This window comes from Mucilaginibacter pineti (assembly GCF_900101875.1).
In the GTDB taxonomy this organism is placed as follows: Bacteria; Bacteroidota; Bacteroidia; order Sphingobacteriales; family Sphingobacteriaceae; genus Mucilaginibacter; species Mucilaginibacter pineti.
Window position 1 is genome coordinate 49,143 of sequence record NZ_FNAI01000010.1, and the last position, 23,108, is coordinate 72,250.

Annotated in this window: 17 protein-coding genes; 16 read left to right on the forward strand and 1 reads right to left on the reverse strand. The window is 47.2% G+C overall.

Annotated features, from left to right (window positions below; genetic code table 11):
• Nucleotide 1: 1 nt before the first annotated feature.
• The 16 genes from BLS59_RS19940 to BLS59_RS20015 all read left to right on the forward strand — a co-directional run bounded on the left by BLS59_RS19940 (nucleotide 2) and on the right by BLS59_RS20015 (nucleotide 21,995).
• The gene (locus BLS59_RS19940) at nucleotides 2-883 is read left to right on the forward strand and encodes a phytanoyl-CoA dioxygenase family protein (RefSeq protein WP_091151873.1); all 882 of its coding nucleotides are present in this window, start codon (nucleotides 2-4) and stop codon (nucleotides 881-883) included.
• Nucleotides 880-1,662, forward strand: coding sequence for an apurinic/apyrimidinic endonuclease family protein (locus BLS59_RS19945; RefSeq protein WP_091151876.1), 783 nt, complete (start codon nucleotides 880-882; stop codon nucleotides 1,660-1,662). The genes BLS59_RS19940 and BLS59_RS19945 overlap by 4 nt, the downstream gene beginning before the upstream one ends.
• Entirely contained in the window at nucleotides 1,655-3,190 is a 1,536-nt protein-coding gene (locus tag BLS59_RS19950; RefSeq protein WP_091151878.1) for a right-handed parallel beta-helix repeat-containing protein, read from the forward strand. Before BLS59_RS19945 ends, BLS59_RS19950 begins: the two co-directional genes overlap by 8 nt.
• A 40-nt stretch (nucleotides 3,191-3,230) precedes the next feature.
• Nucleotides 3,231-3,659 carry a hypothetical protein gene (locus tag BLS59_RS19955; RefSeq protein ID WP_091151880.1) on the forward strand — a complete coding sequence of 143 codons (429 nt, stop codon included), beginning with the start codon at nucleotides 3,231-3,233 and terminating at the stop codon, nucleotides 3,657-3,659.
• A gap of 1 nt (nucleotide 3,660) precedes the next feature.
• Nucleotides 3,661-6,000: a glycoside hydrolase family 2 protein gene (locus tag BLS59_RS19960; protein WP_091151882.1), complete on the forward strand. Its 2,340-nt coding sequence runs from the start codon at nucleotides 3,661-3,663 to the stop codon at nucleotides 5,998-6,000.
• 1 nt (nucleotide 6,001) lies between these two features.
• Complete coding sequence (locus tag BLS59_RS19965) at nucleotides 6,002-6,274, forward strand: hypothetical protein (protein WP_091151884.1); 273 nt, start codon at nucleotides 6,002-6,004, stop codon at nucleotides 6,272-6,274.
• A 1-nt stretch (nucleotide 6,275) separates the two neighbouring features.
• Complete coding sequence (locus BLS59_RS19970) at nucleotides 6,276-7,703, forward strand: S8 family serine peptidase (protein WP_091151886.1); 1,428 nt, start codon at nucleotides 6,276-6,278, stop codon at nucleotides 7,701-7,703.
• Complete coding sequence (gene galK, locus BLS59_RS19975) at nucleotides 7,703-8,896, forward strand: galactokinase (RefSeq protein ID WP_091151888.1); 1,194 nt, start codon at nucleotides 7,703-7,705, stop codon at nucleotides 8,894-8,896. The genes BLS59_RS19970 and galK overlap by 1 nt, the downstream gene beginning before the upstream one ends.
• Nucleotides 8,893-9,984 carry an aldose epimerase family protein gene (locus tag BLS59_RS19980; protein ID WP_091151890.1) on the forward strand — a complete coding sequence of 364 codons (1,092 nt, stop codon included), beginning with the start codon at nucleotides 8,893-8,895 and terminating at the stop codon, nucleotides 9,982-9,984. The genes galK and BLS59_RS19980 overlap by 4 nt, the downstream gene beginning before the upstream one ends.
• A complete protein-coding gene (locus BLS59_RS19985; RefSeq protein ID WP_091151891.1) occupies nucleotides 9,981-10,907 on the forward strand; it encodes an NAD-dependent epimerase/dehydratase family protein in 927 nt (308 codons plus the stop codon). Before BLS59_RS19980 ends, BLS59_RS19985 begins: the two co-directional genes overlap by 4 nt.
• Nucleotides 10,908-11,047: 140 nt before the next feature.
• A complete protein-coding gene (locus BLS59_RS19990) occupies nucleotides 11,048-11,623 on the forward strand; it encodes an RNA polymerase sigma factor (protein ID WP_091152268.1) in 576 nt (191 codons plus the stop codon).
• 66 nt (nucleotides 11,624-11,689) lie between these two features.
• Entirely contained in the window at nucleotides 11,690-12,793 is a 1,104-nt protein-coding gene (locus BLS59_RS19995) for a FecR family protein (protein WP_091151893.1), read from the forward strand.
• 183 nt (nucleotides 12,794-12,976) lie between these two features.
• Complete coding sequence (locus BLS59_RS20000) at nucleotides 12,977-16,327, forward strand: SusC/RagA family TonB-linked outer membrane protein (protein WP_091151896.1); 3,351 nt, start codon at nucleotides 12,977-12,979, stop codon at nucleotides 16,325-16,327.
• Nucleotides 16,328-16,350: 23 nt separating this feature from the next.
• Nucleotides 16,351-17,826, forward strand: coding sequence for a RagB/SusD family nutrient uptake outer membrane protein (locus BLS59_RS20005; protein ID WP_162842703.1), 1,476 nt, complete (start codon nucleotides 16,351-16,353; stop codon nucleotides 17,824-17,826).
• Nucleotides 17,827-17,926: 100 nt separating this feature from the next.
• A complete protein-coding gene (locus BLS59_RS20010; RefSeq protein WP_091151900.1) occupies nucleotides 17,927-20,641 on the forward strand; it encodes an alpha/beta hydrolase family protein in 2,715 nt (904 codons plus the stop codon).
• 49 nt (nucleotides 20,642-20,690) lie between these two features.
• Nucleotides 20,691-21,995: a thioredoxin fold domain-containing protein gene (locus tag BLS59_RS20015; RefSeq protein WP_162842704.1), complete on the forward strand. Its 1,305-nt coding sequence runs from the start codon at nucleotides 20,691-20,693 to the stop codon at nucleotides 21,993-21,995.
• Here BLS59_RS20015 and BLS59_RS20020 read toward each other — a convergent pair.
• Nucleotides 21,982-22,275, reverse strand: a complete 294-nt coding sequence (locus BLS59_RS20020) for a helix-turn-helix domain-containing protein (RefSeq protein ID WP_091151904.1) — start codon at nucleotides 22,273-22,275, stop codon at nucleotides 21,982-21,984. The genes BLS59_RS20015 and BLS59_RS20020 overlap by 14 nt on opposite strands.
• Between the last annotated feature and the right edge of the window lie 833 nt (nucleotides 22,276-23,108).

Consider the following 23,108-nt stretch of genomic DNA (forward strand, 5'->3'; position numbering starts at 1 on the left):
CATGAAGATCGACATCAGTAACGCCTATATCCAAAAGAAAGCGCTTAGCGCCGACAATATCCAATTCTACCGGGAATACGGCTTTCTGGTAGCCAAGGCCTTGTTCAGCCAGAAAGAGATCGCGGCATTAAAAGCCGAGACCGCCAGTATCTTCCGCGGGGAACGCGGGCAAATATCCGGCTTATTGCCGCCAGCGGGTTTGAACGATGATGAGATCCTGAAACAATATGTCGCCATCCATTTTCCCCATAAGCTTTCGTCCCTGATCAAAGAAAACCTCTCGCATCCCGATGTGATCCGAATTTTGAAGAAGATCGTCAGCCCGAACCTGAAGTGCATGCAATCCATGCTTTTTGTCAAGGCGCCGGGCAAGGCAGGACAAAGCTGGCACCAGGACGAATTTTATATCCCCACAAGGGATAAATCCCTGGTCGGGGTGTGGATCGCCGTGGATGACGCCACCGAGTATAATGGCTGCCTGTGGATCATCCCCGGCTCCCATAAGCCCGGCTTTATGCGCCGCAGGGTGGCGAATTTATCAGATGAATACGCCGATGTGGATACGGTGGATGTGAGCGGATTTTACCCGGACCACCAAGTACCCGTGGAGGTCAGCAGCGGATCGGTAGTGTTCTTTAACGGCTACACACTGCATAGCTCCAAGCGCAACAAAACCAAAAATTGTTTCCGAACGGCGCTGGTCAACCATTACATGAGCGCGGAATCCATGCTGCCCTGGGACCAGGACGGCAAACTCGAACCGACTGAAGACCTGCGCGACATCGTGCTGGTTGCCGGAAAAGATCCTTATGCTTACAAAGGCACGGTAGATGTGAACCAACCCTATTTACGGCCCGAGGTCCTTAATATTAAAACGTCATGAGCCTGCAATACTTTTGCCCGAGATGGGGCAGCGAACATATCGACTGGGCCGATTTCTTCATACGGTGTAAAGATGCTGGGTTTGATGGCGTGGAGTACGCGATATCGTCGGCAACTCCAACCAGGGAATTGGATATCGTTTGGGATCTGGCTGCAAAAAACAATATATTAATGCTCGCCCAGCACTATGACACGAATGAGTCTGATTTTGAAAGGCACATTGAGCAGTATAGCCAATGGCTGAACCGCATCAGCAGGTACCCGGTTCTGAGCATTAACTCGCAGACCGGTAAGGACTTTTTCAGTTTTGAGCAGAACCTTCGCCTCATCGATCAGGCCATGGATCTCGCCGCACGGACCGGCATTCCCATTTCGCATGAAACCCATCGTGGCAAGTTTTCCTATTCGGCGCATATGACCAAACAATACTTATACTGGTTCAGCGAGCTGCGGCTTACGCTTGACCTGTCGCACTGGGTCAATGTATCCGAATCTTACTTACAGGACCAACAAACAACGGTGATCGAAGCGATGGAACGAACCGATCACCTCCATGCGCGGGTGGGTTTTCCCGAAGGCCCGCAGGTACCTGATCCAAGGTTGCCCGAATGGCGGGAGGCGCTCAACTACCACCTGAACTGGTGGGACCATGTGGTTTCCTTGCAGCCACACATCAGTATCACGCCCGAGTTTGGGCCATACCCCTATAATGTGTCCGGCACAGATCAATGGGAGGTGAATGTCTGGATGATGAATTTTTTAAAGAAACGGTATGCGTAAACTATTCAGCCTATATCTCTGTTTGCTCTCGCTGATGGCCTCTGCGACGGAATACCATGTGGCCAAAAAAGGTAGACATACTTTCCGTACGATTGGTGAAGCGGCAGCAGTGGCCAAGCCCGGCGATGTCATTATCGTCCATAACGGTATTTACCGCGAACTCGTCGCGCCGGCTATTTCCGGTGTTACTTACCGCGCCGCCAAAGGCGAAAAACCCGAGATCCGCGGTTCAGAGGTTGTTAGTGCCTGGACACCTGAGCGCCCCGGTATTTGGAAACTGGTGCTGCCCAACAGTTATTTTGGTAACTATAATCCCTACACCGACCTCATCTTTGGCGATTGGTTCTTTCCTCAAAAACTAAAACTTCATACCGGCGAGGTTTATCTCAACGGCAAAGCCCTGGAAGAAGGCCCGGGTTGGACGACCGAACAAAAGGATGGGCAAACTATTATTTACGCGCACTTTAATCATTTGAATGCGAAAGATGTGGTCGAGATCAATGTCAGGCCATCTTGTTTTTACCCTGCTAAAACCGGTGTGAATAACATTACCGTCAGCGGCTTTGTCCTGAAGCAAGCGGCCACGCAATGGGCCGCGCCTACTGCCGAACAGGTCGGTATCATCGGCACGAACTGGAGCAGTGGCTGGACCATTGAAAACAATACCATCAGCGACAGCAAATGCGTGGGGATTACCCTCGGTAAAGACCGCGCTTCCGGGCAAAACCCCTGGTCGGCGGAAATGTCCAAAGAAGGATCGGATATCTATAACGATATGATCAAACTGGTAGCTGCTCGTGACTGGAATAAGCAAAATATCGGTTCACATATTGTACGTAACAATACGATCTATAACTGCGGTGTTGCCGGTATCTGTGGCAGCCTGGGCGCGATCAACAGCCAAATATTACATAATACCATCCATGATATTTATACCCGCCGCAACTTCTATGGTGCAGAGATGGCCGGCATCAAAATTCACGGTGCCATTGATGTCATCATTAAGGGTAATAAAGTCAGCAACGCCTTTATCGGCCTTTGGCTGGACTGGATGGCACAAGGGACGGTAATTTCCGGCAATACCTTTTCGGGTAATGATTATGCGGACTTCTTTCCGGAAGTTAATCACGGGCCGTATTTATTTAAAGATAATGTAATGCTGTCGCCAGTCGCCTTCCGCGATTGGTCAGAAGGCGGCACCCTTACCCATAATTTATTTGGCGGCAAGCTGAGCCGAGCACCGCAGGATAGGCAAACGCCTTATTTTAAACCACACAGTACCAAGATCATCGGCGTCAAAAAAATATTGGGCGGCAATAATACATTCACCAACAACTACTTCTTGAGTGACGGGCCAGAATTGAAAATTCCTTTGATGCATCCCTGGGATAAACCCGACAGCCTGCAAAGCTATGGGCTGAGCCTGTACGACAGTGCTGCGCAGCCTGTTATCCGGCGCAATAACCATATAATCACCAAAAAAAATATAGCCCATATTATCAAACAGCATTTTTTATTTACCCCCTAAGCCGCTCTATACCGTCTTACTATAAATTAAACCAAAAAACATGAAACGCAAATTGATCATAGCCTTGCTGTGCCTGAGTACAGCCGCTTTCGCACAGAAAAAAACAGATTTTACCGGTAAGTTCAAAGTGAATAAGGAACGCACCAATTTCGGGCAGGCGCCCGAATTTATCCTACCCCGTTTTATTATCGTTAAACAAACCGGTGACAAGCTTATCGTATCTCGTATTAAGCTTGACCAGCAGTTAATGGAATTGCCGGCGGTGAGCGATACGCTGGCGTTTACAGGTAATGCCGGCTTCAAATGGCTGAGCGATACTTCGCTGCAGGTCAGCAAACAAAACGGCGCGGCTTCCTGGACCGAGATCTGGACACTGGAAGACCAAGGCAAGACGCTGCACCTTGAGCGCGATGTGGTGCAGAGCGATGATTTCAAATACCACACGATCGCTTATTTCGACAAACAATAATATGAAAATCATAGCACTTTCTCTATTGCTCGCTGCGGCAAGTCCGGTACTGGCGCAGGATTACCACATGCAGCCCATACCTATTCAAACCCGCTGGGCCAAAGACGTCTCACCGACGAACGCGTTAAAGGAATACCCGCGCCCGCAACTGGTGCGGGCAAACTGGACCAACCTGAACGGGCTTTGGGATTATACTATCACTGCCAAAGACGCCACGCAGCCTACCAAGGCTGACGGCAAAATATTAGTGCCCTATCCTATAGAATCGGCGTTATCCGGTGTAAAGAAGGCGCTATTGCCCAACCAAAACCTGTGGTACAAACGCAGCTTTCAAAAACCGGCACTAAAAACCGGTGAACGTGTTCAGTTAAACTTCGGCGCGGTGGATTATCAGGCCACTGTATTTGTAAACAGTACGCAGGTCGGCCAGCATGAGGGTGGCTACACCGAATTTTCATTCGATATCACCAGCGCCTTAAAGGATGGCAGCAATGAGATCGTAGTGAAAGTATTTGATCCCTCTGACCAGGGTGTGGGTCCGCATGGTAAACAAGTATTGAACCCGAAGGATATTTATTATACGCCAACCTCGGGGATCTGGCAAACCGTCTGGCTGGAAGTATTGCCTGCGCATGCTATCAGTTCTTTGACCATCACACCTGATATTGACAGATCGGTCGTGAATATCACCGTAAATTCAGCTGCTACTTCGCCAGTTCAATTAATGATCGACGGCAAAACAGTCAATGGCACCACAAACAAGAATATGGCGATTCCGATCAAAAATGTTAGGTTATGGTCACCGGCCACGCCTAACCTGTATGAGTTCAGCGCCAAACTGGGCAGCGATGTTGTTAAGTCATACTTCGGTATGCGCAAAATAGCGGTTCAAAAAGATGAAAAAGGATTTGACCGGATCTTCTTAAATAACAAGCCGTACTATAACTTAGGTGCCCTTGACCAGGGTTTCTGGCCGGACGGGCTCTATACTGCGCCAACCGATGAGGCACTGGCTTTTGACATTATAGCCATTAAAGCCATGGGCTTTAATACTATCCGCAAACACATTAAAGTTGAACCTGCCCGATGGTATTACCATGCCGATAAGAGCGGAATGCTGGTATGGCAGGACCTCGTGAACCCGAACCAAGGTTTGCCGGAAGGTGCTAAAGCCGCTTTTGAAAAACAGTCAGCTGAGGAAGTGCTGCAATTACACAATTATCCGAGCATCGTGACTTGGGTACTCTTTAACGAGAAATGGGGCCAGTATGACCAGGAGCGTTTGACCAAATGGTTGAAAGCGGCTGATCCGTCGCGCATTGTGAACGGGCATACTGGTGAATTGCTGTATGTGAACGAGCAGTTGCGTTCGCCATCGCCGAATGCTTATATCAGTGCGGATATGACCGATGTACACGCTTATCCCGACCCAATGAACAGCCTGAAAATGAATGGTAAAGCCCAGGTTTGCGGCGAGTTCGGCGGTATTGGCGTCTTTATCCCTGACCACCAGTGGATCACGGGTTCAGCCTGGGGTTATGTGCAGGAAAAACCTGCCGGCCTGAAAGCGAAATACACCATCATGCAGCAGCACCTCCAGCTTTTCCAAAACGAAGGCCTGGGCGGTTCTATCTATACCCAGCCTTTCGATGTGGAGGGTGAGCAGAACGGACTGATGACCTATGACCGCGAAGTGGTGAAGATCCCGTTTGCGGAACTTCGCGAGATTCATAAATTTTTGAATCCTGATATGGGCATTATCCCTGTTGTTACGGCTAAGGATGCTGACCTAACTGAGCCGGGATTACTGTATAGCAAATTGTTGCAGGAGTATATTGATGGCAAGCGCGATGGTGCGTTCCTGAAAAAAATGGCGATGATGGCCAGCCAGGCCGGTGATAAAAGCGGCGCGGCACTGGCCGGCGCGGATTATATCAAAACGATCAAAACCCCGCTCAGCGACGACGATATCCAGTCGGTGATCCAGTTTACGGCCAGCACCAAAGACGCGGGCTTCGCCTATATGAATAGCAATGCTGAAGTTTTTAAAAGGACCATGGGCGACCGGAAGTATACCGTCGCGGTCATGAATATGATCTTCAAAGGCGAGATGGAACCCTTGATGCAGGCTAAGGCCGGTTGGGACGAGATCGAAGCCAAAATAAAACCATACGGCGCGGCCGGTGAGGAGATCTTTTTACGGGCGAAGACGATCGCATTTTATAATGAACAGAACTGGGCGGGTTACAAACCGGTTGCTAAGGCATACCTGGACAAGTATGGTAAGAATATTTCCGGGAATGAAAAAACGACCTTCCAGCAAGCCATTGACCAGCACTAACATGAAGACACTGCTATTTGGTTGGCTTTGCCTGTTAATCTGTTCCTGCGGTACCCTGCGGACCACAGAAAACAACTGGACCGTAGAGGCGAGCCTTTTACCCGGAGCCGCAAGCGAATTGGTATTGACGGACTATGCCCCAATGGTATCTATGGATCATGACGGACGAATATTTGCCTTTCGCTACTGTGTCCCGAGCTACGCGTTAGCGCAGCAGGTCCGGGCGCAGTTACTGGCGACGGGCCTGGTCGAATATATTCAAATCAAACACTAACATGATCAAACTTATCTCATTTGCTGTAGGCCTATGCGCTTGTATACAAGTGCAAGCGCAGCAAATCCCCAATTGGCAAAACCAGGACCTGCAAAAGGACAGCCTGTTCGGTATCAGTACCGACAAGGCTTATACCTTATTGCAAGGCAGGAAAGCGACGCCAGTTATCGTGGCCGTCATCGATGCCGGGGTCGATACCCTGCACGAGGACCTGAAAAGCGTATTATGGCTCAATGCAAAAAAGAAAAAAGGCGATAACGGCACCTATGGCTGGAGCTTTATCGGTTCGGCCAAAGGTAATGTGCATTATGACAATCTGGAACTGACCCGGCAGGTACGGCAGGGCGATACCACGCTGAAAAAGGAACTAGCCAGACAACTGGCCGAAGCGCAGCAAACGTACCAGGGCATGCGCAACTTTGAAGCCATCCTGAACAGTGTCACCAAAAAGATCGGCAAGGAAAATCCAGGCCTGGCTGATTTCAAAGCCTTCCAGCCGGACGGGCCGGGTGAAACCCAGGTAACCGGTACACTGATCAAAATATTATCGGAAAAAGATGATTTTGCCACCTTCAAACAGGAGCAAATTGACAAGGGCATCGAACATTATAAAGCATTGGCCGAATACCAGCTCAACATCGCTTATGACCCGCGGAGCATTGTCGGAGACGACTATTTAGATAGCAAGCAACATAATTATGGTTCAGCCGATAATAACGGCCCTGACCCAACGCATGGTACCCATGTATCGGGAATCATCGCCGCTGTCCGCCACAATGGCATAGGACTGGATGGGATCGCCGATCAGGTAAAAGTCATGAACATCCGCGCGGTACCCGACGGGGATGAGCGGGATAAGGATATCGCCAACGCGATCCGCTACGCTGCTGACCATGGTGCGAAGGTGATCAATATGAGTTTCGGCAAAAGCTATAGTTCCGATAAGAAAGCTGTCGATGAAGCCATGAAATATGCCCTCAAAAAAGACGTGCTATTGGTACAAGCAGCGGGTAATGACAACCACAACATTGACAGTTTGAATAATTTTCCGAACCGTAAGGTAGTAGCTGGTGCCTGGATCGTTGTCGGGGCTTCGGGCCTCCGTGACGATAAAGAACTCAAAGCGCCATTTTCCAATTATGGTAAAACCGCCGTTGATGTTTTTGCCCCCGGCGTGCAGATTTATTCCAGCATCCCGGGTTCCAAGTATGCTTACTTTGACGGCACCAGTATGGCCTGCCCGGTCGTTGCAGGCTTAGCGGCTTTGATCAGGGAGTACTATCCCAAACTCAAAGCAACTGAGGTCAAAGACATCATCCTGAAAACCGTGGTGAAAAGAGATTCCCTCACCAATTATTGTTTAACCGGTGGTGTGGTGAATGCCTACCAGGCGCTTTTGTTAGCCGCAACCTATACCCACAGATCCTGATGCACCACAACGCCAACCCTACAGCCTACCGCATATTACTCGAACAGGTCCATCAAGGCCTGGATCCTGTGATCGTGCGCGCGCCCGGCCGCATCAACCTGATCGGCGAACATACCGACTATAACGGCGGGCTGGCCCTGCCGGCCGCGATCAACCGCTACATTTATGTTTCGGTCAGCCGAAGGGATGATGATCAACTGAATTTATTAGCCGAAGACTTCGGGGCGCACCGGGTGGCATTAAGCGATCTGTACCCCAGTCCAGGCAATTGGTACACCTATGTGGAGGGGGTAGCCGCCGCCCTGATCGGGCGCGGTTACCACATCGGTGGTTTTAACCTGCATTGCGGCGGCAATATCCCGACGGGTGCCGGCCTATCCTCATCGGCGGCGCTGTGCTGCGGCACGGTGATGGCGCTGGATACGCTCTTCGATTTGCATGTTAGCCGGGAAGAAATGGCGCTGATCGCGCAGGAGGCCGAACATACTTTCGCGGGGGTACAATGCGGGCTGATGGACCAGTACGCTTGTTTGTTTGGTAAGCGGGGCTACGCCGTCAAAATGGATTTCAGCACCCTGCAATTTGAACATGTTAGACTGAATCTGGAAGAATTAGATTTGGTACTGCTCGACACCGGCGTTAAACATAGTTTAGCTTCAACCGAATACAATTTGCGCAAAGCGGAAACCCGCCGTGCGCTTGAGCTGCTGAACGTTAATCAATTGCGTGACGCTGATATCAATATGCTGTATGATGCCGTACTCATCCCTGACCCGGTCGCTTTTAAGCGTGCCCGTTTCTTCCTCGAAGAAAACAAACGCGTCGAGACTACAGCGGTGGCTTTAGAGCGGCGGATGCTGACCCTCGTCGGCGAACTCCTGTACGAAAGCCACCAAGGCTTGGCTACGCTGTACAATGTCAGCTGCTTGGAACTGGATTTATTGATCCGGCTGGCTAAAGTAGAAAAAGGGATCGCCGGGGCGCGGATGATGGGTGGCGGCTTCGGCGGCTGTACGATCAACCTGGTGGACAAAAAAGCCAAAGGCTGTATCAGTCGTATCAGTAAAAGGTATGAAGAACAAACCGGCATCACTTTAAAAAACTACCGGCTTTTAACCGCGGCGGGTGCCCGGGTGCTGGAAGCCCGCGAGATTCGGACGATCTCTTTAGCAGAAGAACTTACCCTGATATGAAAAAACTATTCCCGATCCTCTTAATCGCCTTCATGGGCTGCAAGCCTGCCAAAAAAGAAATGAACGTCCTAAACTTTCGCCACCAGGTGGACGGCAAAGCCGTTGATCTTTATATCCTCAAAAACAATAACGGCATGCAGGCCGCGATCACCAATTATGGCGGCCGTTTGGTTTCGCTGCTGGTGCCCGGAAAAGATAGCATCGTGGATGTGGTGGTCGGCTTTGACAGCCTGGAAGGCTATATCCACAGTACCGAACCTTATTTTGGCGCGACCATCGGGCGTTACGGTAACCGGATCGCCAAAGGCAAATTCGTACTTGATGGAAAAACTTATCAATTATCGGTGAATAACGGGCCGAATACCTTGCATGGCGGTAAGTTCGGTTTTCAGCACCGCGTGTTTGATGCGGTACAGCATGGCGACAGCAGCCTGACACTGACTTATGTTTCCAAGTCCGGTGAGCAAGGCTTTCCCGGAAACTTAAAAGTCAAAGTGACTTACACTCTGAATTCTAAAAATGAATTGCATTTAGATTATGAAGCCACGACCGATCAGGCGACAGTAGTGAACCTGACGAACCATGCCTTCTTTAATTTGAACGGCAGCGGCACCATCCTGAACCATAACCTCCAGATCAATGCGGCACAGTATACGCCGGTAGACAGTACGTTGATACCTACCGGAAAAATAGCGGCGGTCAACAACACGCCCTTTGACTTTCAAATCGGAACTGCTATTGGTGGACGAATTAATGTAAACAATTACCAATTACATAACGGCAAGGGCTATGACCACAACTATGTCCTGGACAATCCCGGTATCGACAACATCGCCGTCGAAGTGACAGGCGATAAGTCCGGTATCATCATGCAGGTCTACACCACAGAACCCGGCCTGCAGTTCTATTCCGGCAACTTTATGCAAAGCAAGAACAAGCTGCGCACAGGGCCCGATGATTTCCGCACAGCGTTTTGTTTAGAGACCCAGCATTTCCCGGACAGCCCGAACCAGCCCGCTTTTCCATCAACCATATTAAGGCCTGGTAAAGTTTATACCAGTCATTCTGTTTACAAATTCAGCAAATGAAGAAAATACTGGTGATCGGCGCCTGCGGGCAGATCGGAACGGAACTCACCGCCGCCTTGCGGCAGCGCTACGGACAGACAGCAGTGATCGCTGCCGACATTACTGGAGCCGATGTACAGCTTAATGTCATGGATAAGGTCGCGCTGCACAGTTTAGTATTAAAAGAGAAAGTGGTCGAAATTTACCATTTAGCCGCTATGCTCTCCGCCAGCGGAGAGCAACAGCCCACAAAAGCCTGGGAACTCAACATGCAGGGTTTGCTCAATGTACTGAACGTGGCCAAAACGGACCAACTCAAAGTCTTCTGGCCGAGCAGCATCGCTGTCTTCGGCCCCAGCAGCCCCAAAGCCTTCGCCCCGCAACATAGTGTAGCCGAACCCTCAACCGTATACGGCATCAGCAAGGTTGCCGGTGAACTCTGGTGCCAATATTACCATGCCCAGTACGGCGTAGATGTCCGCAGCCTTCGCTACCCGGGCCTGATCAGCCATACGGCGCAACCCGGCGGCGGTACGACCGATTATGCCGTGGACATTTTCCACCAGGCTTTAAAACATCGCCAGTACACCAACTTTATAAAAGCGCATACGGCCATGCCCATGATGTATATGCCCGACGCGATCAGGGCAACGCTCGAATTGATGGATGCCCCGGCGGAAAAACTCAGCATCCGGACCGGCTACAATGTCCATGCGCTCAGCTTTACACCCGAGCAACTGGCCGCGGAGATCACCAAACACCTGCCGGCCTTTAAAATGTATTATAAACCTGACTTCCGGCAGCAGATCGCTGACAGCTGGCCCGCCAGCGTCAACGATAAGTGCGCCCGGGACGACTGGGGCTGGCAACCCTATTACGACCTTTCAGGCATGGTCACTGATATGCTTAAAAATCTTTCGTCCAGGTCCGCTGCCCAGCACTAACAAGGTCAGCGATCCATGGACAAAATCGTTCTTTATAAACAGTTAATAATAAGTAGTTAGTTAATTAAAAAAGTGAGCGTACCGGGCCTGATCCCCTGGTGCGCTTTTTTATTAAACAAAAATTTTCGGTATATTCGTTTGTGCAAATCAAGGAAGCGATTTCGGACCAGGAACTCGTGCTCCGTCTTAAAGACGGGGATCATTCCGCTTATACCGAGATTTACCGGCGCTTCATCAACCCGCTCTTTATCCACGCCAATAACCGCCTCAAAGATGAAGATGATGCGCAGGATGTGATCCAGGAATTATTTACCGTGCTCTGGACCAAAAGAGATACCATCCAGATCAGCAGCCTGTCGTCCTATTTATACAGCGCCGTAAGGAATCGCGTCCTGGATGTCATCGCGCACCGCCAAATGGCGGCCCGCCACCAGGACACATTACCCACTTTTATCAGTTCCGAAGGCTACATCACCGATTACCGCGCCAGGGAAAACCAATTGGCCGCCATCATCCAAAAAGAGATCGACGCCCTCCCGCCAAAAATGCGCGAAGTTTTTGAACTTTCCCGCAAAGCGCAGCTGACCCATGCCGAGATCGCTGATAAGCTCGGCATCACCGAACAATCCGTCCGCAGCCATATCAAGAATGCCTTGCGTATCCTGCGCGTGAAGCTTGGCCTGTTCCTTTACCTTATCCTGCTGTTCAGCAAATAAAATTTTTAATTTTTATTACCCCCCTAAGCCCCGCTGTTCCGTCTTACCATTAATTAGACGTTAATTATGCCTGAAGTTAATATTAAGGAGCTTTTACAAAAACACCAAAACGGTACCCTCAGCGCTTCCGAACAGGAACTGCTGGAGAACTGGTACCTGCAATGGAACCCCGGCTCCGAACCGATCAGTGAAGAACGATTAACCGAAATCTCGCAAACCGTTTACGCTAAACTGCCGCAGCCAGCCAAGGAACGTGCGCTCTGGCCAAGGGTCGCTGCCGCGGCTTCAATATTGATTGCCATTTCCATTGGCGGTTATTTTACTTTGCATAATTCCAAACCGGCCAGACAGGTCGCAGTTCAACATGATGCGCTGCCGGGTGGCAATAAGGCCTACCTGACTTTAGGTAATGGACAGCGCATCTCGCTAACCGATTTAAAAAACGGGACTATTGCTAACCAGGCGGGTAAAACTATTCAGAAAACTGCAGATGGATTGATCGTTTACGGTGATTCACATACCAATCATAGCAACGCAGAGATTATCACCAATACCATAGAAACCCCGCCGGGCGGGCAGTACCAGATTGTGCTACCGGACGGCAGTAAGGTATGGCTGAACGCGGCCTCTTCATTAAAATATCCTGCAGCTTTTACAGGTACCGACAGGCAAGTAGAACTAACCGGTGAAGCCTACTTTGAAGTGGCTAAGGACAAAGCGCATCCATTTAAGGTCAAAACCAACCGGGAAACCGTGGAAGTTTTGGGTACGCATTTCAATATCAATAGCTATAGCGACGAACCGACACTTAAAACGACTTTGCTTGAAGGCAGCGTAAAAATATCGACCGCTAACACGGAGCAAATTATTAAGCCGGGCGAACAAGCCGTCTTAGGCAACAGCTTAAAGATACAGCAAGCTGATGAAGAAGAAGTAATGGCCTGGAAGAACGGTTTATTCGTATTCAATGACGAGCCATTAGAAAGCATTATGCGCAAAGTCTCCCGCTGGTATGACCTTGATGTCCAATACAGCGATATTGATAAAACACAGGCATTTATTGGAGGCATCTCCCGTTTCAGCAACGTTTCCAAAGTTTTACAAAAACTTGAAAGCACCAAAATGGTGCATTTTAAAATACTAGGCAAAACCATTTATGTAACTAAATAAACTATTTAATCAACCCAAAATTTAAAAGCATGATAAAATATTTACGACGATAAACGAGACCGAAAAAAACCAGAAGTGCTCGAAACACCCCTGGTTCAACCCAGCTCGTTAAAAAATGAATGTTTAACCGCAGCCGCCCGACTCTTTGAAAAATAAGGCGGACTGCAAAAGCAAGGAACACAAATGTATAAAAAATATACACATGGAAAAGGTATGTCCAAAACGCTGTACCGAAAAATAGGATTGATAATGCGACTCACGACCATCATCTTACTAATTACACTGCTACAGGTAAGCGCTGCCACCAAAGCCCAGAACCTGACGTTAAAGACAACAGACGCAAGCCTTAAAAGCATCTTCACCGAAGTCAAAAAACAAACCGGCTACATGATCGTTGCCCCGTCGGCTCTCATTAAAAAAGCCAAACCGGTAACTGTTGACATAAACAACCTACCGCTCAAAGACGCGCTTAACCGCATCCTCGAAAAACAAAATATGGAATTTGAAATAGAGGACAACTCTATTGTCGTCCGCGCAAAGGCGCCTTCCTTTTCCGACAAAGTGGCTGCTGCTCCTGCTCTTATTGATGTGCATGGAAAAGTGGTGGATGAAAAAGGCCATCCACTGCCCGGTGTTACCGTCCGCGTCAAAGACGGCAGCCTAGCTACAGTAACCGACACAAAAGGTGAATTTTACCTCATGAAGGTCGATGAAAAGGCGGTATTGCAGCTTTCTTTTATTGGTTTTTTGACCAGGGAGGTCAATGTGAATACTGATTTGAGCGAGATCAAACTTGAAGTGAGTAACTCCAAACTGGATGAAGTGCAGGTGATCGCTTACGGAACTACATCGCAGCGATATAGCACCAGTAATATTGGAACGGTTAGAGCCGCTGAAATTGCAAAACAACCGGTCAGTAATCCTTTGCTTGCCCTACAGGGACGTGTTCCCGGTTTATTCATCGAACAGACATCTGGTGTAACGGCAGGTTCTCCTTCAGTTACGATACAAGGAAGAAACTCTATCGCGAAAGGAAATACGCCATTTTATGTAATTGACGGCGTACCTTATTCGCCGACTTTTACAGGCTATGGTTTATTAAGCAATTCAATCTCAGGGGATCCCGGTTCTCTCAATTTTTTAAATCCTGGTGATATAGAGAGTATTAGTATATTAAAAGATGCTGATGCCACAGCGATCTATGGTTCAAGGGCTGCCAATGGCGCGATCCTGATCACTACAAAAAAGGGTAAGGCAGGCAAGACAAAAGTCGATGTTAATCTGCAAAATGGCTGGGGAAAGATCACGCATAAGGTCGATTTTTTAAATACGCAACAATACCTTGAAATGCGTAAAGAGGCCTACAAGAACGCGGGCGTGGCGGTGCCTACATCAGCCAGCACGCCTATTTCTTCAAATTATGATCTGACGCTTTGGGACCCGATCCGATATACCGACTGGCAAAAAGTCTTAGTGGGCGGTACCGCGAAATTTACGGATGTGCAGGCTTCCGTTTCCGGCGGCTCGACCAATACCCAGTTTGTTGCGGGTTACGGTTATAACAGGCAAACTACCGTTTACCCGACCAGTCTCGCCGATGAAAAAGGAAGCCTTCATTTGAACCTTAACCACAATTCTGCGGATAACAAGTTTAGGTATTCTCTCACAGCCAGCTACCTTGAGGATAAAAATCAGCTCAACGGATCTGACCTGATGAACAGTGCCGTTACCCTTGCGCCGAACGCCCCGGAGCTGTATGCTACTGACGGGAGCTTGAACTGGGAGCCATTTCCTACGAATCCTAACCGATATAGTTTTAATAATCCCCTGATTTTTACCAAGCAACGTTATACGGGAAATACGACCAACCTCGTTGCCAATAATACGATCGGCTATGAGTTCCTTCCGGGGTTGCAACTGAAAGCAAGTTTGGGATATAATAAGATTCAGGGGAACGAAACTTTTATCACTCCGATCACCGTTTTTCGCCCAGATGCCGCTATAAAGTCCCGACAGGCGAGTTATCTGACAAAAGCTACAAGTTCTTGGATCGCTGAACCGCAGCTTACCTACGTAAAAAATACAAAGTTCGGCGTTTTTGACCTGTTGCTCGGCGGTACCTTTCAACAGTCCAAAACAGATGTGCTGAGCCAGACCGGGACAGGTTATTCCAATGACGCGCAACTCGAGAATATCTTAGCCGCGCCGAATCTCCAGATAGACAATGTTTATAAATCCTTGTACCGTTACGATGCCATTTTTGGCAGGATAAATTATCGTTTGCAGGATAAATATATTGTTAACCTCACGGCCAGAAGGGATGGAAGCAGTCGTTTTGGCGATGAGAATAAATTTCATACATTTTACGCAGTAGGCGGTGCCTGGCTATTCGGTGATGAACAATTGATCAGCAAAGCGCTTCCATGGCTGAGTACGGGCAAACTAAGGGCGAGTTACGGAACAACGGGTAATGATCAGATAGATGATTATTCCTACCTGAGTTTGCTGGACAGTTATCCTTTACAGGTCCCATACCAGGGAGGTGTGGGCTTATACGCCACCAATATTTACAATCCTTACCTGCAATGGGAGGAAACCCGTAAATTGAATATCGGCATACAGCTGGGGTTCCTGAAAGACAGGATAGACCTGGATATCAATTATTTCAGAAACAGGTCTTCGAACCAGTTATTGGGTTTCCCGCTTCCTGCCACGACAGGCTTTGGCAACTTGTCAGCGAATTTGCCGGCCACCGTTCAAAACATTGGGATAGAGGTGATGCTTAATGTTTACCCGATCAAATCAAAGAATTTCAACTGGCATGCTTCGGTAAACTTTACACGGGCGCGAAATAAATTACTTTCCTTTCCCGGGCTGGAAACAAGCACTTACGCAAGCGATTATTTGATTGGTCTCCCCATTAACGCGCCAATAACGAAGGTTTATAAATTTGCAGGTGTAAACCCGACGACTGGTCTGTACCAGTTTGTGAACAGCAAAGGAGAGCTCACTTCTGATCCGGATGAAACCACGGACCGGACCGAACTCGTCGATATAAACCCGAAGTGGTACGGTGGTATTTCAAATAGCTTTGAATATAAAGGCCTTCAGCTCGATTTTCTGGTGCAGGTCGTAAAGCAAATGGCACAGAACTATCGTTTTGGAAACTTGGCAGGTTTAAATATCAATCAACCGGTAAGTGTACTGGACAGGTGGCAGAAACCTGGCGATGTAACAGATATCCAGAAATTCTCCTCCAGTACATCGTTAACACGTGCGCCTTACAACGCAGCAAGAAATAGCGATGCGTCTTATAGCGGAGCGTCCTATCTCCGTTTAAAAAATGTTTCGCTTTCTTTTGCATTACCGCAAGATCTGCTAAAAACAGCGCATATTTCGAATTTAAGGGTGTACGCGCAGGGACAAAATTTGCTGACCGTTACACAATTTATCGGTTCCGACCCCGAAACCAAGGGGCTGGGTGCTTTACCACCACTAAAGGTATTTACGCTTGGTATACAAATCGGGTTATAATGAAAATATTTAATGGAATTACAATGAAAAAGATAGATATAAATTATAAAAAGTTGCTTTTGGTCATTGGTGTTATGGCCTTAGCCTGTTCCGGTTGCAGGAAATTTCTTGACGTTGGCACACCCATCACGAAGATCAGCGGTAATAATGCATACAATGATGATGCAACTGCGACCGCAGTAATCACCGGGCTTTACGGTCAGTTAAGCAACAACTACTTTTACAGTACTTACTTACCTGCCACTTCTCTTTTTGAGGAACTTTCTGCTGATAACCTGGTTTTGTTTGATCCACCCAGCCAGGCCGGTTTTGACTCTTATTACAAAAATGCGTTGGAGCCAACCTACGCCGCGAGTGGAGAAACATATTGGCGAACGACGTATCAGCTGCTTTATACCATAAATACAGCGATCGTAGAACTGACCGGAAATAAAAACCTCACCCCGGCAGTAAGCAAAAGGCTGCTAGGCGAAGCATATTTCCTTCGTGCATTCTGTTACTTTTACCTGGTCAATATTTACGGCGATGTCCCGTTGGTGCTGACACCGGACTATGTTAAGAATATAGCTATTCCACGGACGTCTTCCGCACTGGTATATGATAAGGTAAGCGACGACCTTGCACAGGCAGAAAAGTTGCTGGATTACAACTATGCAGCATTGGACGTAACCAAAACAACGTCCGACCGTTTAAGACCTAATCTGGCTGCGGTCAACGCTTTGCAGGCCAGGGTTTACCTTTACCGTAATAATTACAGCGCGGCTGAAGCTGCCGCGACCAAGGTTATCTCCCTATCCATCTTTTCACTCGGAAATTTGAACGAGGTGTTCTTAAAAAACAGTGCAGAAACCATTTGGGCACTGCAACCGGTCACCTCCGGTTATAATACGGTCGAAGGGCAGTTTTTTAAATTGAACTCTGACGGTCCTGACCGTGACCACCCAATTTATGCGTCTGCTTCGTTTGTCAACAGTTTTGAAAAAGGCGATGGCCGGAAAACCGGGTGGCTCTCCAGCGTAACGACAACTGCGGGAGATACATATTTTTACCCCGATAAATATAAGGTGCCATTCATTGATGGTTCGACAGAAATTACGGAGTACCCTATTGTGCTGCGTCTTTCCGAACAATACCTGATCCGTGCAGAAGCTAGGAACGAACAGGGGAATAGTGTTGGGGCCGTGGCCGACCTGAATGCTATCCGTTCCCGTTCAAGACTTATTCCAACACCGGCCGTGCCGGATCCTTTGCCAGCATTGCGGGCTTCGCTCTCGAAAACTGAACTAAAACCTCTGATAATGAGGGAACGTCGCGTGGAGTTATTTGCAGAGTGGGGACATCGCTGGTTCGACCTGAAACGGTCCGAAACTATCGACGCCGTAATGACCGAAGCAGAGGTTTACAAAGGCGGGATTTGGGAACATTTTAAGACGTTGTATCCTGTGCCGGTAAAAGAGATCCTCCTGGATCCGGCCCTTACCCAAAACCAGGGATATTAGGCTGATCGTCACTATTTACCACTCTTTTGAGTTATAAATATACCGGAAGCGTTGTTGCCTGATACGGGCTTTCCGTTTTATCAATAAAACCCAAATTAAAATGAAATTCTCTTCATTCATGGCCTTTATTGGCCTTTTACTGACGTGCAGGCAAGGGCACGGCCAATCGCATCCGGTCAGGCCGAGCCTCACCCTGGCGGATTGCAGTTCAAACAACTGGCCGGAAGTAACTGGTTCGGACATTAATGCCAAAGGAACCTGGGCCGTTTATGGTGTTAAGAATGAACAGCCCGGGGCAGAAATAAGACACTTGAGATCAATAAAAGATGGATTCGAGATCAACCTGAATACCACGACTATCGAATTTTCCCCACAGGGAGACTTTGCGGCGGGGCTGCTCCCAGAAAATAAACTGATACTGATACAATTGGATAAAAAAAAGAAGGATACGATTAATAACGTGAGCGCTTATTCATATGTTGTCGTAAATGACTCCGAACAAATCATTTACCAACTGTATAATAACCATATTTTGATTGTCAAAGATCTGCGCACCGGGAAAGAACTGCGTTATAGCAACTGCGATGCTTTCACGCTGAGCACGGATAAAAAGCATATGGCCATAGCTGGGCGCAGGGCACCAGATGCGGGCAACACGTTGACATTAATGGATATGGATAGCAAAAAAACGTCAAAAATATGGGAGGGGGCGAAGGATGAGTATACAGAGAACATCATTTTTGACAATATCGGGGCAAATCTGACTTTTGTGGTTAGAAGAGGTGCGGGTGACGGGAATACGCGAGTCAGTATTTTTAGCTACCACCGAGGTAACCTTTCAGCTACAAAGATTATGGATGAGCAGAGCGCAGGTTTTGGTTCCAACAATCAACTGATAAGCGTGGACCGTTTCGTGGGAGGAGGAGAAACTATGTTATTCTATTTCCGGCATAGATCACTGCATAAATCAGAAAGGACTGTCAAAGCGGTTGTCGATGTCTATAGCTATCGTGACACCGTTTCTTATACAAGTCAATTAAGTCAAATGAGTGACAATGAAAATGAGCGATGGCATTCAGGTCTTTTTAATTTAAAACAAAAAAAAGTTATCTACCTCGAAAAAAGTGGAGAAAGCCTTAATATTCCCTCACGATCGCATGATGAGTTCGCGTGGCTGACATTAGACCCTTCGGCTAATGCTGATACGGATGGTAACCAATGTTTTCTGATGTCCACCAGGACAGGGGAAAGAATAAAGATCAGGCACGACCTGCTTAATAATGGGATTTCGCCGGACGGCAGATTTTTAATTTTATCAGAGCAGAAAGAAAACGCGAACCTGTACAGTTATGAAATAGCTACCGGTAAAATGCGGGACCTAACCAGCAAACTTCCGGTACCATCGACTGATCCGGCGTTTTGTTATAATCAGATTAACTTCAAAATCTCTGCATGGGACGAGACGGATAACAAAGTTCTAATCAATGATAATTACGACATCTGGGAAATCGATCCCACGGGAAAAGATAAGGCTACGAACCTGACAAATGGGTATGGTAGAAAAAACAGGATCCTATTTAACCTTTCTGCAGTCAATTTTGACGCTTCTCATGAAGGAAGTGTCGGATGGGAAAAACGTGTTAAGCCATTGATCTTAACTTCTTATAATTACCTGACAGGGGACAATGACTTTTACAAGATGGTGCCTTACCGAAAGAAAGATCCCGAAAGGTTGACTTTCGGGAAGTTTGGGTTCGAAAGTGTCGATATTAACGGAGGTGCTATGCACTATGGAGAAGGTAATAAAAAAGCGCTAAAAAATGACGTCTATTTGGTCGAACGGCAAAGTGTATCGGAATCGAAAAACGTTTTTGTTACGTCGGATTTCAGGTCGTTCAAGCCGGTCAGTAATAACCACCCGGAGAAGGCTTTCAACTGGATGACTTCCGAAATGGTCCAATACAAAAGCAGCGACGGAAAGACCCTGCGAGGCGTTATGTATAAACCCCAAAATTTTGATCCGCGAAAAAGATACCCGGTCATCTTTTATTTTTACCAGAAATTAAGCCAGAACCTGAATGTCTTTACCCTGCCGGAGCTTAGCAAGGCGATCATTAATTTCCCGTACTACAACAGTAACGGCTACCTCATTTTCACTCCGGATATCGAAACGCGATATGATAAAGGTACAGCGCATGAGTTTGCTTTAGCCAGTGTAATGGGGGCGGCATCTTACCTGGCGAAATTGCCCTACGTGGATTCGACAAAGTTAGCCATTCACGGGCATAGCTGGGGTGGATATGAATGCAATTATATTGTAACGCATTCCCATATTTTTAAGGCCGCGGTAACAGGTTCGGGCGCTTCTGATTATATAGGAACTTACGGTTACCCTACACATGGCGGCGTCCCCAAGTTTGCGTTAAGTTATGATCATATTACGGGAAGTATTTATGATAACTTAAATACTTATATACAAGCCTCCCCGAAATTGTCGGCGGACAAAGTTACTACACCGCTGTTGCTGATGCACAACAAAACCGATGATGCGGTACCCTTCAACCATGGGCTTACCTTTTTCTACTCGTTATGGCATTTGGGCAAAACGGCCTGGCTTTTACAGTATGATAATGGCGGACATATCATTCCGGGAAAAGACGATCAGCTTGACTATACCATCCGTCTTAAGCAGTTTTTTGATCATTATCTCAAAGGCGTCCCCGCGCCGATATGGATGACAAAGGGCGTTCCGGCAAAATTAAAAGGGTTCGAAGATGGCCTTGCCATCGATACGGCAATAAAATCATCCAATTAAACAAAAATACGAAGCGATGCATTGTTATCCACGCGAAAAAGTTAAACAAATGATCAGAAAAATATCATTAATGCTGCTGTGTCTAATGCCCTTATTTGCTGGAGCGCAAAAAAAAGTGAATATTAATTTCCAGGTTTTTAATACGTGGGACCAGGTGACGGAGCAGGCTGCCGCTACGCACAAAAATATATTTATTGATGTTTACGCTACTTGGTGCGGCCCCTGTAAAAAAATGGATGAGGAGGTATATACGGATCCGGTGGTCGCAAAGTTCGTTAATGAAAATTTTATCGCCGTTAAAATTCAAATAGACCGGACCGATAAGGATCCCGTCCATGTAAAAAAATGGTATGAGACTGCAAAGCGGATACGAGATCAGTATCATATCGATGTTTTACCAACTTTCCTTTTTATTTCGGACGAGGGAAACCTTGTCGAACGCGGCGCCGGCTATCAGGATAAAAAAAAATTTATGCAATTGCTGATGAAGGCCGCTGACCCCGAAAAATGTTACGCCAGCCTGATTGAGCAATTTCGGTTAGATAAACTTAAAGGTGACGCATTATTATCGCTCGCTTTACTGGCAAAGACGTATCACGATGACAGCATTGCTTTATCAGTCGCCCGGCTTTATAAACAACACGTGATTGATAATACACCTGCCTTGGTGTTGTTAAACCCCAGATTGCTGCAATATATGTATGAATTTTACGAACTTTTTTCTATAAATGATCCTGTCGTATTATTTATGTATCAACATCCCGAGCAAGCTGATTCATTGCTAAACAATAAGGGTTATGCCGTCAGATTTACAGATTACCTGATCTCCAAGTACCAGATACACCCGATTATCCGGCCCGGGGGCAAGTATGTCAAAACGGTGCCCGACTGGGGCGAACTACAGCGAAAGGTGACGAACGCTTACGACCCGACAACTGCGGAGCGTCTGCTGACAGATGCCAGAATCGAATGGTACAGTGCGGTTAAGGACTGGCCAAATATAATCAGGTATACGATCGAAAAAAAAGATAAACAAGGTCTGGATACCGCGGGCCTGGGAGCAGCCTACCTCAATAATTTTGTGTTTGACGTAATATTTAAGCACAGCAATGAAATGTATGCCCTCCATAAAGGTATTCAATATATGGAGATGTTGCTAAAAAACAACCCTGGAGATGAAAATGCCATAGATACTTACGCCAATGTGCTTTATAAAGCCGGCCGAAAACAAGAAGCTATTAAGCAGGAAAAGAGGGCGTTAGCCCTTGCCGGAACCCATTACAATAATAGGCAGCTTAAAGTCTTTCAGGATACTTTGGACAAAATGCAAAAAGGAGAGCCTACTTGGCCCTGATAACCGCTTCCCCCTCGATCCCGATATTATTCTGTGGCGACGCCAGCCTTGTTAAAAATTGCTTCCGATACTGCAGCGGTTTGATCGCCTTAAGCTTGAAGAACTGCTGATAGAAATTGGCCTGTGTCTTATAGCCACTTTCATAACAAACCTCGGGCATTGCTTTATTTGTTTCTTTCAGTAAACTACAAGCAAAACCAATCTTCACTTCATGCAAGGAATCCATATTGGTTTTTTTAGTACTACGCTTGAAATAAGCGCAGAAAGCAGGGACACTCATGCAGGCGTTCAGCGGTAAAGTAAGGGATTAAGGCGACTTGCAATATTGAAATTAAAGTTTAGGCATTACTTAACAAAACATTTAAATGGGCCAGCGCGGATGCTGTTCAATGGCGATTGTTACTATATTATTACAGCGTTATGTCAATTTTTATATATAGAATGAATAAATTTTTTGACGATCCATTTGGCGTACTACTTGTGTCACGCTATTGGGAAATTCCATGATGCGTTGTGGCCTTTCACTCATGCCCACGTAACTGGGGCGTCTGTCACTATATTCTCTGCGAACAAACTAGGCCTGCTGCCTATGAATGGTTAGTAACAATACTGATGGTGCAAAGTACGATGCAATCCCAGAGAGACATAATCAAGCAATAGAATGGTTGTCAGTATACTTGAAAAAGAAGCAGAGGAAAAAAAAAGACCGGCCACATGTCCCTCGAACATAAATGCTAAAAAAAGTCGTTGATTTCCAACCATATAAAATAAAAATGTTTTTCGGATACCCCCTTACCCACTTCTGTTCCGTCTTACCATTACTTAATAGTTAAACTGATACTTAATAATTAAAACATATAACCGCCTCCCTACAGGAAAATCTGGTAAATTTTAGGCATGGGAAGCACCGTAACATCCGCTGATACGCGGGCATGCTGTGCTGTGCCTGTGGCCCTTAACAGAGCCTGTACGGTATCGGTGTGTGGATTCAGGTTAGTAATATTATCCAATTGAGTACTAAACGCACTTTTTATTTTAGACTTCTAACAGAATTTTTTAACCATATATTTGTAACATAAACTAAATGACGACACAGAAAGACATTATTTAAAT

What these genes read in the sequence shown, in the direction of transcription:
- BLS59_RS19970 (WP_091151886.1), top strand. Translation starts at nt 6,276, where the DNA reads ATGATCAAACTTATCTCATTTGCTGTAGGCCTATGCGCTTGTATACAA.
- BLS59_RS20015 (WP_162842704.1), top strand. Translation starts at nt 20,691, where the DNA reads ATGATCAGAAAAATATCATTAATGCTGCTGTGTCTAATGCCCTTATTT.
- galK (WP_091151888.1), top strand. Translation starts at nt 7,703, where the DNA reads ATGCACCACAACGCCAACCCTACAGCCTACCGCATATTACTCGAACAG.
- BLS59_RS19955 (WP_091151880.1), top strand. Translation starts at nt 3,231, where the DNA reads ATGAAACGCAAATTGATCATAGCCTTGCTGTGCCTGAGTACAGCCGCT.
- BLS59_RS19945 (WP_091151876.1), top strand. Translation starts at nt 880, where the DNA reads ATGAGCCTGCAATACTTTTGCCCGAGATGGGGCAGCGAACATATCGAC.
- BLS59_RS20005 (WP_162842703.1), top strand. Translation starts at nt 16,351, where the DNA reads ATGAAAAAGATAGATATAAATTATAAAAAGTTGCTTTTGGTCATTGGT.
- BLS59_RS20010 (WP_091151900.1), top strand. Translation starts at nt 17,927, where the DNA reads ATGAAATTCTCTTCATTCATGGCCTTTATTGGCCTTTTACTGACGTGC.
- BLS59_RS20020 (WP_091151904.1), bottom strand. Translation starts at nt 22,275, where the DNA reads ATGAGTGTCCCTGCTTTCTGCGCTTATTTCAAGCGTAGTACTAAAAAA.
- BLS59_RS19995 (WP_091151893.1), top strand. Translation starts at nt 11,690, where the DNA reads ATGCCTGAAGTTAATATTAAGGAGCTTTTACAAAAACACCAAAACGGT.
- BLS59_RS19985 (WP_091151891.1), top strand. Translation starts at nt 9,981, where the DNA reads ATGAAGAAAATACTGGTGATCGGCGCCTGCGGGCAGATCGGAACGGAA.
- BLS59_RS19960 (WP_091151882.1), top strand. Translation starts at nt 3,661, where the DNA reads ATGAAAATCATAGCACTTTCTCTATTGCTCGCTGCGGCAAGTCCGGTA.
- BLS59_RS19940 (WP_091151873.1), top strand. Translation starts at nt 2, where the DNA reads ATGAAGATCGACATCAGTAACGCCTATATCCAAAAGAAAGCGCTTAGC.
- BLS59_RS19965 (WP_091151884.1), top strand. Translation starts at nt 6,002, where the DNA reads ATGAAGACACTGCTATTTGGTTGGCTTTGCCTGTTAATCTGTTCCTGC.
- BLS59_RS19980 (WP_091151890.1), top strand. Translation starts at nt 8,893, where the DNA reads ATGAAAAAACTATTCCCGATCCTCTTAATCGCCTTCATGGGCTGCAAG.
- BLS59_RS20000 (WP_091151896.1), top strand. Translation starts at nt 12,977, where the DNA reads ATGTATAAAAAATATACACATGGAAAAGGTATGTCCAAAACGCTGTAC.
- BLS59_RS19950 (WP_091151878.1), top strand. Translation starts at nt 1,655, where the DNA reads ATGCGTAAACTATTCAGCCTATATCTCTGTTTGCTCTCGCTGATGGCC.